Raw genomic sequence first — 12,720 nt, 5'->3', positions numbered from 1 at the left:
AGGTTCTCTCCAGCGACGGCATGTCGATCGAGATGAGGGACACCGACGAGGACGTCTTCCGCGCGGCGGAGGAGCTCGGCATCGACCTGTCCCGGCGTCCCCACGAGGGCGCGATGACCGTCGACGACATCTGAGAAACGGCAGACCCGGTCAGCGGGCGGCGCCGGGGACGCGGAGCCGGTCGACGGCCTCGCGGCGGCGCCGCTCGGGCCGCCGGTCGTAGCGCGCGGTGGTGGCGGGGGAGGCGTGGCCCACCAGGGCCTGGGTGGTGGCGAGGTCGACCCCGGCGTCGAGCAGTTCGCCGATGAACGTGCGGCGGAAGTCGTGCGGCGTACGGGGGGACGCCCCGGCGGCGGCCAGGCGCCGGGAGACGATGTCGGCGATGGCCTGGCCGGTCATGTGGGTCAGCCGCAGCCGCCCGCCCTTGTTGATGGGGCAGAACAGGGGGCCCGTCGCCCGGCCGCGCACGGCGAGCCAGAGGTCGAGGCGTTCGACGGCTTCCGCGGTCAGGTAGACCAGCCGTTCCTTGTCGCCCTTGCCGCGCACTCGCAGGGAGCGCGCGTGGGGATCGAAGTCGGCCAGGGTGAGCCCGGCGATCTCGGCGCGGCGGCAGCCGGTGGAGTAGAGCGCCGCCAGCATCGCGCCGTCGCGGCGGCCGGCGGGGGAGTGGTCGCCGTCGCACACCTCGAGCGTGGCCGCCAGCGCCTCGGCCTCGACGTGCCGTCCCGCCGGGACGCGGGTGTGCTTGTAGGCGGGCAGGTCGGCGGCCCGCTGGTAGTCCTCGCCGCTCATCAGGCCGAGCCGCCACGCCTCCTTCAGCACGCGGCGCAGGGCGACCAGGTGTTTGTTGACGTGGGAGGGCGACCAGCCCTGCTCCCGCATCAGCGTCCGCAGCCGGATGGTGTGCTCGTAGCGGAGCAGTTCCCAGGGCTGACCGGCGCCGGTCGCCTCCGGGTCGCCGGTGATGAGGCGGGCGACGCGGTCGAGACAGCCCTTCATCGTGCGCTTGGACTCGGGGCTCTGCAGCGCGTCGAGATACACCTGGTAAGGGTCGCGCTCTGGCCGTGCGGGGGTGTTCCGCTCGGGGACGGCGGGGGTGTTCATCGCCTCGATCCTACTATGAATCTACATTGTAAAGGCGGGCGGCAAATGCAAGATCATTTACACCGCCGATCAAACCCTCCACGACAATGAGAAGACCATGCGAATCGGGATTCTCGGGCCGTTGCGGGTGACCGGCACCCAGATCAGGGGCGCGCGCCTGCGCGTGCTGCTGATCCGGCTCGCTCTGGAGCCCGGCAGGGTGGTCACCGCCGAGAGACTCGCCGACGACCTGTGGGAGGAGCCGCCGGCGAACCCGGCGGCGGCGCTGCACTCCCTGGTGTCGCGGCTCCGTCGTGAGCTGCGGGAGCCACTATCGGGTGCCGTGGTGTCGCAACCGGCCGGTTATCTGCTCGACGTCCCGCCGCAGGAGGTGGACGCGGCGGAGTTCGAACACCTGCTGCGCGCGGGCCGGGCCGAGCGCGATCCCCTGCGTGCCGCCGCCTTCCTGCGGTCCGCCCTGTCGCTCTGGCGCGGTGCGGCGCTCGCCGACGCGGCGGACCTGCCGTTCGCGCGGGCGGCGGCGGCGCGCCTGGAGGAGTTGCGCCTTTCCGCACTGGAGGCCCGGGTGACGGCCGATCTCGCCGTGGCGGACGCGGCGGCGGCCGGAGTGCTGGTGGCGGAGCTGGAGGAGCTCGTCGCCGCGCACCCACTGCGAGAGCCGTTCCACGCCCTGCTGATGAGAGCGCTGCGCGTGGCGGGGCGACGCGGGGACGCGCTGGAGAGGTTCGAACGCGTCAGGCGGCGGCTGGCGGACGAGCTGGGCGTCGATCCCGGGCCGGAACTGCGCGCGGCACACCTTGAGGCGCTGCGCGACCCGCCCGCGGCGCCGGCCTCACCGCAACGGGCCGTACGGGGGAACGTGCCGGCGCCGGTGACGAGCCTGGTCGGGCGGCGGGAGGACGTGGCACGGGTGCGGGGCCTGCTGTCGGCCGCACGGCTCGTCACGCTCACCGGACCGGGCGGCGCGGGCAAGACCAGGCTGGCGGTGGAGGTCGCGGGCGGGCTCACCGCCGCTTCGGGCGTGTGGCTGGTCGAGCTGGCCTCTGCCGGTGATCCGGCGGACGTGGCCGCCGCCGTGCGGGCGACCATACCCCCGGCCACGCCCGAGCCGGACGGGGACGTCGCCACGCGGCCGGCCGCGTCGCCGCTCGACGCGCTGGCGGAGGCGCTGGCAGGCCGGGAGCTCGTGCTCGTGCTGGACAACTGCGAGCACGTGGTGGACGGCGCGGCGGCGGTGGCGGAGCGGTTGCTGGCGGGGGCGCCGGGGCTGCGGATCCTGGCGACCAGCCGGGAGCCGCTGGACGTCCCCGGCGAGCATCTCCATCCGGTGCGGCCGCTGGCGCTGCCCGGCGACGGGGTGGACGCGGCGCGGGCGCTGGAATTCCCGGCGGTGGCGTTGTTCGCGGAGCGGGCGTCGGCGGCGCGTCCGGGGTTCGCGGTGGACGATTCCGTGGTCGCCGACGTGGTCGCGGTGTGCCGGGAGCTGGACGGCCTGCCGCTCGCGATCGAGCTGGCGGCGGCCCGGCTGCGGTCGTTCACGGTGCGGCAGCTCGCCGAGGCGGTGGGAGAACGGCTGACGCTGCGCGGCGCCCGTACGGCGGGGCCGCGGCACCGGACGCTGCGGGCGGTGATCGACTGGAGCTGGGGTCTGCTGTCACCGGGGGAGCGCGTGGCGTTGCGCCGGTTGTCGGTGTTCGCGGGCGGGGCGACGGCGGAGGCGGCGCTGCGGGTGTGCGGGGCCGACCTGGAGACGGTGGCCTGTCTGGTGGACAAGTCGCTGGTCGTGGTGGCCGAGCCGGACGGGCCCGCGGACCGGGCCGCGCGGGTGCGTTACCGGCTGCTGGAGACCGTCCGGGCGTACGCGGCCGAGCGGCTGGAGGAGGTGGGCGAGGCGCGGGCCGTGCGGGACCGGCATCTGGGCTTCTTCCTCGAGACGGCGGAGGAGTCCGAGCCCGGGTTGCGTACGGCCGATCAGCTTCGCCTGCTGGCGATGCTGGACGCCGAGCGGGGAAATCTCGACGCGGCACTGGGCCACGCCGTGCGGACCGGGCAGGAACGGCGGGCGCTGCGGCTGTTCACGGCCAGGTTGTGGGCGTGGACGGTGCGGGGACGGGGCGACGAGGCGGCCGGGTGGGCGCGGGCGATCCGGGCGGCGCTGGGTGATGCCGCGCCGCCCGGGCTGGAGCTGTCGCACACGTTGTGCGCGCTGCTGGCGTCCGAGGGGCCGTACGCGTCGCCGGAGGCGCTGCGTGTGGTCGAGGAGTCGGGCCATCCCGTGGCGTTGTGGGCCTGGATCGTGGGGGTCAGGCCCTCGGGCGGGGGCGTGGAGCACTGGCGCAGGGCGCTTGCGGCGATGCGGGCGTTCGGCGATCACGAGGACCCGTGGGCGCGGGCGACGGCACTGCTGATGGGTGGGATCGGGGAGTTCGAGTACGGCAGGGCGGGGGCGAGGGCGGCCGAGACGTGGTTGCGGAAGGCGCTGGCGGGCTACCGCGCGCTGGGGGAGCGGTGGGGGCTGTCGCTGACGCTGTACTGGTTGTCGCTGGCGGCGGAGAACCGGGGCGACGCGGCGGAGGCGCTGACGCTGCTGGAGGAGGCGGCGGAGCTGGCGGGGTTGATCGGCGGGGCGGAGGCGGTTCCCGTCCCGTTGATGCTGCGCGTGCGGCTGGCCCAGTTGCGCGCCCGTACGGGCGACTTGGCGGGGGCGGAGCGGGAGCTGGCGCGGGCCGGCGAGGTGGCCGTCCGTACGGGGGATCGGGTGGCGGCGGCGCGGGTGCGGCAGGCCGCCGGGGAGGTGGCGCGGCGGCGGGGGGAGCTCGGCGAGGCGGAGGGCCTGCTGGTGGAGGCGCTGGAGCTGGTCGGCGGGCAGGCGGGCGTGCCCGCGCAGTTCCTGGCCACTGTCCATGTCGAGCTGGCGCGGGTGCGGGCGGAGCGCGGTGACCGCGAGGCGGCGTGGCGGTCGTTGCGCTCGGCGCTGGAGTCGTCGGGGCGCGCGGGTGACGAGACGGTGCGGGCGATGGTGCTGGAGGCGGTCGCGGAGTGGTGCGCCGGGGGCGGAGACCTGTCGCGTGCCGCGCTGCTCGCGGGTGCGGCGCGGTCGCTGCGGGGATTGGAGCTTACGTCGCGTGTCCCGACCAGCCGCTGAGGTTCGTCAGGGCAGTTGCGCGCGCACCCATCGAGGGTCGGGGTTGACGTGCGGCTCGCCCGCCACCACCACGGTCGGCACCGTCTCGTCGCCGCCGGTGGCGGCCCGGACCGCCGCGGCGCCGTCCGGGTCGCGCCAGATGTCGACCCAGTGCATCCGGTGGGCGTGGAGGCCGAGCCGCGTGCGCAATCGCAGGCAGTAGCGGCAGCCGGGGCGCCAGTAGACGATCGGGCGGCCGTCGGTCTCGCTGCGGCGCTGCGCCTCCGCCGCGCTGACGGACCTCGGGAAGACGAGGGGGGACAGCAGGGCTGCGGCCAGCAGGAAGATCAGGAGCAGCGTGACGGCGGCGCCGGGGAGCCCCTTGGTGACCTGCCGCGCCGCCGCGGCGAGCCCGACGGCCAGGAAGAGGATCGGCAGCATCCATCGGCGCAGCATGGCGATCACGCTAGCGCACCGGCCCGTGGTGCCGGCGGTCGCGGAGGTCAGGGCCTCCGGGACAGCTTCAGCGCGAGCTGGAACCGGCTGCGTGCCGAGTATCGGTCCATGAGGGTCCGAACGGTCGCCGTGACGGTCCGCTCGCTGATCCCGAGGCGGCGGGCGACGACCGTGTCCGTCCAGCCCTCGGCCAGCAACGCCACCACCTCCTGCTCGCGCGTGGACAACGGGGGCGGCGGGGCGGTGGACCAGTGGCGGTCGAACAGCGCGATCAGGCCGGTCACCAAGGGCTGGGACCAGATCTCCAGGTAGCCGCCCTCAGGGTCGTCCCGGTCGGCGGGCAGCAGGGCCACCCGGCGGTCGAGCACCGTAAGCGAGGTGGGCAGAGCGGCCACCCGCCGGTGGTCGCCGTCGAGCACCGCGAGGTCGTCGGCGGTCACGGCCGGCGTGGCGGCCCCGATCGGTGCCATCGTGCGGAGCAGTACTCCGCGAGCCCGGCGCCCTCTTGCGGCCGGCAGTGCCCGCTGGACCGCCTCGTCGTCCACGGTCATGGCGTCGTACATGGCCAGATGTTCGTGCCGGGTCCGAGACAGCAGCTCATGCGCCCGCGCGGCCATGTGACGGGCCGAGATCCGCTGCACCTGGGATCCCCGCAGGACGGCTGGAACGAGCACGGCACCCATTGTCACATGCTCCACGCCTCGTGGACGGTGGTGACCGCCGAGGAGGCGGGCCGGCCGTCGGGCCAGATCACGGTGGGCTTGCCGGGCACGGGCCGGCCGTTGACGGTGATCGAGGCGTGCTCGCAGGGGATGACCTGCATGGACAGCCCGTGGCTCACCCCCCGGAGGGGGAAATCGGCCAGCGCGAACGGCCTGGCGTCAAGGGGGCCGCTAATGCTGACCGCCAGGCCGGCCGTCCTGGCGAAGGCGCCCTTGGCGGGGTCGACGCGCAGCTGTACGGCCGCCCGCTCCACCTGTACGGCCGGCCACGACGGCAGCGCCCTGGCCTCGTCGAAGTTCCGCACGAAGTGCTCCTCGATCCACGCCGCCAGCCGAGGGTCGTCACCCACAACGCGCAGCCCGGCCGGCGTCCAGACCATCAGTACCGCGCCGGCGCCGTGAGTGGACCAGTCGACCCGCCACATCGACGCATACCCCGTGGGCGTGTCGCCGTCGTACAGGGTGACGTACGGGTTGGCTCCGGCGAGCAGCGGCTTGCGGGTCACGTATGCGGCGGCATGCGCGGTCGTGGATGTGGGCACGACGCCCGCGGCGGAGAGTCCGGCGACGGCGCCCGCCCGCAGCGCGCCTCTTCTGTTGATCGCAGCACTGAGCATGAGGTGATCTTCGGCGTTCCGGCCGCGGCGGCAACAGGGGTGTTGCGGGTTCCCGCAATCACCGGGGGTTGCCCTGGCGAAATTCACGGTGGGTGTGATGACATCTGACCCTGCCGATCAGGTGCAGACGCAGGAGGGGCGCTTTCCCGAGCGTGCCTCCTACCAGATCACCACACGATTTGTTTCTCACTCATACAAGCAGCCGCACATTGCTGCTGATGGTCTGGCCAGTCGTGAGCCGTCGGCAGACAGGGCAATTCCGACAATGAAAATCGAAGTTCTGCGCACGTTCGTGCCACGGTCACAGCCCGGTCAGAAGGCCGCGCCGAACAGAGGGGATTCGAGGTGCCATCGATTGGACAGTTCGCCGTCCGTGCAGTTCTGGCTGCGACGCTCGGGGCCACTGTGCTTACCAGCGGATCCAGCACCGCCTTCGCGGACGATGTCCAGCCCGAGTTCTGGAATTATCGGTGCGAATACGGGAGGGCCTGCGTCTTCCAGAGGGACACCGGACAGGTCTGGAACATCGAGTGGTGCGGGAATACCGGTCTCCACGACTACTACAACTATGCCAAGGCCCACGGCAACGCGTTCAAGATCTTCTATGAGCCCATCAAGAACGAATATGGGCGGGTGGTGGCACAACATTGGGACTATGTCGCGCCATGGACCGAGCGGATGCTGGCGGGCAAGGAATTGGCGATATACGTGCAGGTGTACTGCTGAGGTCGACAGCAGACCTCTAGCCTGAGGCTTTCACGGCAAGCGCGATCCAGCCTGATCACGAACATAAGGAAACTGCCCTGTAGCTGGGCGGTTCGGACTTGTAAGAGGCAGAGTTCACCCAGATCGGATGGCACTTCCTGAGTGAACTCTGCCGCTTTCCGCCGCACGATCTCCGTGGCCGCCGATGGCCGCAGGCTGGTCCGCGATCCCTCGCCGCCCGAACTCGCCCCCTGCCGCATCCGCGTCAACCGCGCGACGCCGGAGCCGTGCGCGCGTACGACGTGATCCGCATGCTGTCCCGCGACGGCCGTCCCCCCTGCTCGGCGACGCGATCGCCCACGACGATCCCGGCGGTCCGCCGCGGTGACTGATCGTTTCGTTACTACTTGTCGCGCGCGGCGGACCGTTTGGTGATTTCGGTCTTGACCGTCTCGTGCAGCTCGTCTGACGTGAAGCCGAGGTTGCGCAGGATCCGCGCGGCCGGGCTCTCCTCGGCGCGGATCAGGCCCAGCAGCGTGTGTTCCGTGCCGACCCAGTCGTGGCCGAGGTCGGCTGACGCGCGGGATGCCTGCTCGATGGCCTCCTTGCTCTCCGGCCGGAACGCGATGTGACCCCGCAGCGCCTTCTGCCCGGCTGGCGGCATCGCTTCCTCGATCGCGTCGCGGATGCGTCGCTCCGACTCGGTTTTCGCCATCAGCACCTCGTACGCCAGGCCCCGCGGTTCGCCGAGCAGGCCGAGCAGGATGTGTTCGGTGCCGATGAAGTCGTGCTTGTGCGTTCGGGCGGCCTCCTGCGCCAGCACGATGCTGTGCCGGTTCAGGTCGGTGAACCGCTCGAACGCGTTGGGTGCGTGGCGTTGCTGGGCGGCCTGTTTGGACACCCCGATGGCGTCGCCGACCTCGCTCCACGACGCGCCGGCCTGCCTGGCCTTGCGGACGTAGTGGTCGACGAGCTGGTCACCGAGGTCGGAGAGGGTCTGGGCGCGTAGTCGCGCCTCGCTGATGCGGGCCAGGTTGTCGGCGTCGGGGAGTTCCTCGTCGAGACGGGCGATCAGGTCAGTGAGGCTGATGTTGAGTGGACTCATGCGTCAACCGTAGGTTGACGATTCTCTGTTCGTCAAGCTGCGGTTGACGGACGTTCCGGGTGCGCTCGGCACGGCCCGCGAACTCGTCGTCCGGCGGGTGGCCGACGCCGCGCCGGTCGTCCCCGCCCGCTCGTCGGCGTACCGCTCGGGGCGCGCCGAGCGAAATTGATCCTGAGACGGTGAATCCTTTCGCGGTGTGGGGGGCTCTTATGGGATGACGGTCACGCTGGGAGGGAGATTCGGATGAGTGACGTCGTGATGCCGGCTGTGCGGCAGGCACTGTTCACGACCTCGTTCCGGTGGCAAGGGCGGGGACGTGGCTGACCGCGGCTGGGTGAGCACGCGGGTCATCGAGGCCGCACAGGCTGGTGATCGAGAGTCGATCGCTGCGGTGGTCCATGGCGCGAATTCTCATGTGCGGCGCTTCGCGGAACATCTTTGTGCGTCCCCGCAGGATGCTGAGGATGCCGCGCAGGAAGCGCTGATCATCCTCTATCGGAAGATCGGCTCACTCCGCGTTACCGGGGCACTGGCATCGTGGATGTTCCGAATCGTCCGGAATGAGTGTCTGCGCCGGGCTCGGCTGCTGTTCGATCGCTTTGACGAGGCCGGCGCCGGTCTGGTGACGTCGGCCGAGGAGCAGGTCATCCGGCGTCTGGAAGCCGAGATCGTCGCGCAGGCGATCAGGGAGCTGCCGGACGTTCAGCGCAGAGTCTTGATCACGCGGGACGTCCTCGGCTACCCGGGGCGGGTAGTCGCAGACAGGCTCGGCCTGAGCAACGCCGCGATGAAGTCCCAGCTACACCGGGCACGTAGCACGGTACGGCTCGGCCTGGGCGGAAGGACCGACGCCACGGGCGGCCGCACGACCTCGGAACCCCCTGGCGCCTGACCTGAGCAGACCGTATTTCCATAACCCGAGTTGAAGAGGAGCTCCGCCATGCTTGAAACCGGATCGCCCGCGCCCGACGTCGTGCTGGAGGACACCGACGGCCAGGCCGTCCGCCTGTCCGACTACCAGGGCAATCATGCTGTGCTCATCTACTTCATGCGGTCGACGTCTTGCCCGGTCTGCAACCGACACGTCCAAGAGCTCATCCGGCGCCGCGACGAGTTCGCCGCCGACAACGTCCGAGTGCTTGTCGCGGTTCCCGAGGACCGCCGAGCAGCGGCCGAGTGGAAGGCCAGGCGTCAGATCCCGTTCCCCGTCCTCACCGGCCGCCACAGCACCCCGCACGAAATGATCGGCCTGAGCAGAAAGGTCTTCGGCTCGCTGCAGCAGTCAGGCAGCATCCTCCTTGATTCCCAGGGCATCATCCGCCACGCCCACAGCGCCACCATGCCCACCAACGGCTACCACAGGAAGGCGATCACCGCCGCCGTCCAGGCCCTCCCCACACGTCGCTGATCTACATCAGGGCGGCTTATCTGAGGCAGGCAGGGCCTCTGTAGGAGGCGACAGCCCGATCACCAGCCCAGAACGAAAGACCGTCGATGCCCGCTAGTGGCCGATCTTGTCTAGCTCGGTGAGTTCCTCGTCGGAGAGCGAGAGTCCGGCGCCGGCGACGTTCTCGCGCAGATGCGCCACCGACGAGGTGCCAGGAATCAGCAGGATGTTCGGCGACCGTTGCAGCAACCAGGCCAGGGCGACAGACATCGGCGTCGCATCCAACCGCGCGGCTATGGCCGACAGCGCCGAAGACTGCAGGGGGCTGAAGCCGCCGAGCGGGAAGAAGGGCACGTAGGCGATGCCCTCTTCGGCGAGCTCGTCGATCAGGGCGTCGTCCTGGCGGTAGGCGAGGTTGTACATGTTCTGCACGCATACGATCGGCGCGATCGCCTGTGCCTCGGCGACCTGTTCCGGCGTCGCGTTGCTGACTCCGAGGTGGCGGATCAGGCCCTGCTGCTGGAGTTCGGCGAGCGCCTCGAAGGGCTCGGCGAGCGAACCGGGCCGGGGTCCCCGGGCGTCCCCGAGCCGGAGGTTGACCAGGTCGAGCACCTCGAGGCCGAGGGCTTCAAGGTTCTCGTGGACGGCGCGGCGCAGGTCTTCGGGCTTACGGGCCGGGGGCCAGCCGCCCTGCTCGTCGCGGATCGCGCCGACCTTGGTCACGATGTGCAGCGATTCGGGGTATGGGTGCAGCGCTTCCCGGATCAGCTGGTTGGTGACGCGCGGTCCGTAGGCGTCGGCGGTGTCGATGTGGGTGATGCCGAGGTCGATGACCTCGCGGAGGACTGCGAGTGCGCTGTCGTGGTCGGCGGGCGGGCCCATTACTCCGGGGCCGGCGAGCTGCATGGTGCCGTAGCCGAACCGGGTGACGGTCAGGTCGCCCAGGGTCCAGGTGCCGCCGGGAAGCGAAGTGGAGAGCGTGCTCATGCCTCTGTCTTTCATGGTGAGCTGGATGGTGGTGCCTCAACGGCCCCTTGCTGCAGTATGGATAGGTAACTTCCTGACGGGAAGTAGGCACTTCGGAGTGCGTAAGGCGCCCAGAGGTTAGAGGAGCGGCAGATGGCGACGATGACGGCGGCCCAGCAGAAGGCCCAGGCCAAGGCGGAATACAACGCCTTCGTGGCGGCCTGCCCCAGTCGCAAGCTGCTCGACCGGATCTCCGACAAATGGGTCACGCTGATCCTGGCCGCGCTGGGCAGCGACGGCCCGCATCAGCTAGGCGCCGACTGCGCCGGTGAGCCCCGGTCGATGCGCTTCTCGGAGCTGTCCCGCCTACTGGCCGGCGTCAGTCAGAAGATGCTCACTCAGACGCTGCGCTCCCTGGAGCGTGACGGGCTGATCACCCGCACCGTGACGCCGACGGTGCCCGTCACGGTCTCCTACGAGCTGACCGACCTCGGTCTCTCCCTGCACCAGATGATGCGTGGTCTCAAGACCTGGGCCGAGACGCACATGGACGATGTGCTCGCCAACCGCGCGACGTACGACACCCGCACCGCCTGAGCCGCCGTCACACATCGGCGGTTGAGAAGCAGGCGGGAGCCTGCCCATGCCGATGGCCACGTCCCGGTGCAGGAAGCCGGGCGATCGGCGGCGCGGGGTGTCAGCGGTCGAGGCGGCGGTAGCGGCGCACCGACAGCGGGAGGAAGACCGCGATGAGCAGCAGCGGCCAGACCAGGGCCATGACCGCGGCGTGCTCGGCGATCCAGGTGGTGCCACCCGCGCCGGGGTTGCCGAACAGGTCGCGGGTGGCGGCCATGGTGGCCGACAGGGGGTTCCACTCGGCGACCGCCGCGAGCCAGCCGGGCATGGTGCCGGTCCAGGCGAAGGCACTGGACAGGAAGCCGATGGGCCACACGAGGATCTGAACGGCCATGACGGCTTCCGGGCCGCCGAGGGTCAGCCCGAGGTAGATGCCGACCCACAGGAACGCGAAGCGCAGCAGCAACAGCAGTCCGACGGCGAGGGCGGCGCGGACGGCGCCTTCGTGCCAGCGCCAGCCGACGGCCAGGCCGCAGGCGATCATGACGAGGAGGCCGAGGACGGTGTTGAGCATGTCCGCGACGCTGCGACCGAGGACGACGGCGGAGGAGGCGATGGGCAGGGAGCGGAAACGGTCGGTGACGCCCTTGGCGGCGTCGCGGGCGACGGCGGTGAAGGTGGCCTCGATGCCGAAGAGCATGGTCATGGCGTACATGCCGGGCATGAGGTATTCGCGGTAGTCGCCGCCGCCCGGTACGGCCATGCCGCCGCCGAACACATAGCCGAACATCAGCACGATCATGACGGGGAACAGCAGGCCGGCCACGACCTGGCCGGGTTTGCGGGCCCAGTGGGTGAGGTCGCGCAGGGTGACGGTCCAGCCGTCGGCCAGGGCCCAGCGCAGCCGCGCGGCGGCGGTGCGGGGGATCTCGGGTGCGGTGACGGTCATACTCATGCCGCGGCTCCCTTTCTCGTGCTGTTCTCCGTGCTGTTCTCCGTGCCGGTCAGGTGGAGGAAGACCTCGTCCAGGGTGGGCCGTCGCACGGCGATGTCCTCGACGGTGATGCCTGCGGCGTCGAGGGCGCGCAGGACCTCGGGGAGCGCGGCGGACCGGTCGCGCACGGGTGCGCCGACGCGGCGGGAGTCGGCGTCCACGTCGACGGACACATCACCCCGGGCGCCGGTAACCCGGCCGACGATCGCGGCGGCGGCGGGCAGGTCGGCGGTGTGGCGCACGACGACGTCGAGGCGGTCGCCGCCGAGCGCGGACTTCAGCTCGTCGGGGGAGCCCTCGGCGACGACGCGGCCGGCGTCGACGACCGAGACGCGGGAGGCCAGCTGGTCGGCCTCCTCCAGGTATTGGGTGGTGAGGAGCACGGTGGTGCCCTCGGCGACGAGGCCGCGGACGGCCTCCCACACCTCGGTGCGGCCGCGCGGGTCCAGGCCGGTGGTGGGCTCGTCGAGGAACAGCACCGGCGGGGAGCAGATCATGCCGACCGCCAGGTCGAGGCGGCGGCGCATGCCACCGGAGTAGTGCCCGACGGGTTTGGTGTCGGTGTCGGCGAGGCCGAACCGGGCGAGCAGCTCGTCGGCACGGGCGCGGGCCGCGGCCGGGCGCAGGTGGTGGAGGCGGCCGAACATGACGAGGTTCTGCCTGCCGCTGAGGACCTCGTCGAGGGCGGCGTGCTGGCCGACCAGGCCGATGCCGCGGCGTACGTCGGCGGCCTGCCGTACGACGTCGAAGCCGGCGACCCGGGCCGCGCCGCCGTCGGGGCGCGACAGCGTGGTGAGTATCCGGACGGCGGTGGTCTTGCCGGCGCCGTTCGGCCCGAGCAGGCCGTGCACCGTGCCCTCGCCGACGGCCAGGTCGACGCCGTCGAGGGCGAGGGTGTGCCCGTATCGCTTGCGCAGCCCTTCGGCAGCGATCGCGTACGTCATCGTGATTCCTCCCGAGGATC

General features: G+C 71.3%; 15 protein-coding genes. 7 read left to right on the top strand and 8 right to left on the bottom strand.

Annotated features, from left to right (window positions below; translation table 11 throughout):
* Positions 1-150 precede the first annotated feature (150 nt).
* Complete coding sequence (locus FH610_RS03305; RefSeq protein WP_139572720.1) at positions 151-1,104, bottom strand: tyrosine-type recombinase/integrase; 954 nt, start codon at positions 1,102-1,104, stop codon at positions 151-153.
* A gap of 97 nt (positions 1,105-1,201) precedes the next feature.
* On the opposite strand from FH610_RS03305, the gene FH610_RS03300 reads away from it, so the two are divergent.
* Positions 1,202-4,249, top strand: a complete 3,048-nt coding sequence (locus FH610_RS03300; RefSeq protein WP_139572719.1) for an AfsR/SARP family transcriptional regulator — start codon at positions 1,202-1,204, stop codon at positions 4,247-4,249.
* Positions 4,250-4,255: 6 nt separating this feature from the next.
* Here FH610_RS03300 and FH610_RS03295 read toward each other — a convergent pair whose 3' ends face one another.
* The 3 genes from FH610_RS03295 to FH610_RS03285 are packed head-to-tail and all read right to left on the bottom strand — an operon-like array spanning position 4,256 to position 6,023.
* Positions 4,256-4,684: a glutaredoxin domain-containing protein gene (locus tag FH610_RS03295; RefSeq protein ID WP_139572718.1), complete on the bottom strand. Its 429-nt coding sequence runs from the start codon at positions 4,682-4,684 to the stop codon at positions 4,256-4,258.
* A gap of 47 nt (positions 4,685-4,731) precedes the next feature.
* Positions 4,732-5,358: a helix-turn-helix transcriptional regulator gene (locus tag FH610_RS03290; RefSeq protein WP_139572717.1), complete on the bottom strand. Its 627-nt coding sequence runs from the start codon at positions 5,356-5,358 to the stop codon at positions 4,732-4,734.
* A gap of 11 nt (positions 5,359-5,369) precedes the next feature.
* Positions 5,370-6,023 (bottom strand): hypothetical protein, encoded by a 654-nt coding sequence (locus FH610_RS03285; protein ID WP_139572716.1) that lies wholly within the window; start codon positions 6,021-6,023, stop codon positions 5,370-5,372.
* 345 nt (positions 6,024-6,368) lie between these two features.
* On the opposite strand from FH610_RS03285, the gene FH610_RS03280 reads away from it, so the two are divergent.
* On the top strand, positions 6,369-6,749 hold the full coding sequence (locus tag FH610_RS03280; protein WP_139572715.1) for a hypothetical protein: 381 nt from the start codon (positions 6,369-6,371) through the stop codon (positions 6,747-6,749).
* A gap of 141 nt (positions 6,750-6,890) precedes the next feature.
* Positions 6,891-7,034, top strand: coding sequence for a hypothetical protein (locus FH610_RS42690; RefSeq protein WP_161627899.1), 144 nt, complete (start codon positions 6,891-6,893; stop codon positions 7,032-7,034).
* 97 nt (positions 7,035-7,131) lie between these two features.
* Here the strand turns inward: FH610_RS42690 and FH610_RS03275 are convergent, their stop codons facing one another.
* Complete coding sequence (locus FH610_RS03275) at positions 7,132-7,833, bottom strand: Clp protease N-terminal domain-containing protein (protein WP_139572714.1); 702 nt, start codon at positions 7,831-7,833, stop codon at positions 7,132-7,134.
* Positions 7,834-7,876: 43 nt separating this feature from the next.
* Here FH610_RS03275 and FH610_RS45080 point away from each other — a divergent pair, with 43 nt between their 5' ends.
* From FH610_RS45080 to FH610_RS03265, 3 genes are all read left to right on the top strand, one after another.
* Positions 7,877-8,002 carry a hypothetical protein gene (locus FH610_RS45080; protein ID WP_276607620.1) on the top strand — a complete coding sequence of 42 codons (126 nt, stop codon included), beginning with the start codon at positions 7,877-7,879 and terminating at the stop codon, positions 8,000-8,002.
* 147 nt (positions 8,003-8,149) lie between these two features.
* On the top strand, positions 8,150-8,725 hold the full coding sequence (locus FH610_RS03270; RefSeq protein WP_139572713.1) for an RNA polymerase sigma factor: 576 nt from the start codon (positions 8,150-8,152) through the stop codon (positions 8,723-8,725).
* A gap of 48 nt (positions 8,726-8,773) precedes the next feature.
* Positions 8,774-9,241, top strand: coding sequence for a peroxiredoxin family protein (locus tag FH610_RS03265; protein WP_139572712.1), 468 nt, complete (start codon positions 8,774-8,776; stop codon positions 9,239-9,241).
* 93 nt (positions 9,242-9,334) lie between these two features.
* Here the strand turns inward: FH610_RS03265 and FH610_RS03260 are convergent, their stop codons facing one another.
* Positions 9,335-10,207, bottom strand: coding sequence for an aldo/keto reductase family oxidoreductase (locus tag FH610_RS03260; protein ID WP_139572711.1), 873 nt, complete (start codon positions 10,205-10,207; stop codon positions 9,335-9,337).
* Positions 10,208-10,339: 132 nt separating this feature from the next.
* Between FH610_RS03260 and FH610_RS03255 the strand changes: the two genes are divergently transcribed.
* On the top strand, positions 10,340-10,783 hold the full coding sequence (locus FH610_RS03255) for a winged helix-turn-helix transcriptional regulator (RefSeq protein WP_139572710.1): 444 nt from the start codon (positions 10,340-10,342) through the stop codon (positions 10,781-10,783).
* A gap of 100 nt (positions 10,784-10,883) precedes the next feature.
* Here FH610_RS03255 and FH610_RS03250 read toward each other — a convergent pair whose 3' ends face one another.
* Together FH610_RS03250 and FH610_RS03245 are read right to left on the bottom strand one after the other, a co-directional pair.
* Positions 10,884-11,717 (bottom strand): ABC transporter permease, encoded by an 834-nt coding sequence (locus FH610_RS03250; protein WP_139572709.1) that lies wholly within the window; start codon positions 11,715-11,717, stop codon positions 10,884-10,886.
* A complete protein-coding gene (locus FH610_RS03245) occupies positions 11,714-12,700 on the bottom strand; it encodes an ATP-binding cassette domain-containing protein (protein WP_139572708.1) in 987 nt (328 codons plus the stop codon). Before FH610_RS03245 ends, FH610_RS03250 begins: the two co-directional genes overlap by 4 nt.
* Positions 12,701-12,720 lie beyond the last annotated feature (20 nt).

Origin of the sequence: Microbispora catharanthi, from assembly GCF_006334915.2 — a bacterium.
GTDB classification, from domain to species: domain Bacteria; phylum Actinomycetota; class Actinomycetes; order Streptosporangiales; family Streptosporangiaceae; genus Microbispora; species Microbispora catharanthi.
Note: the sequence above shows the minus strand (reverse complement) of the source record. Positions and strands in the feature narration are given on the sequence as shown.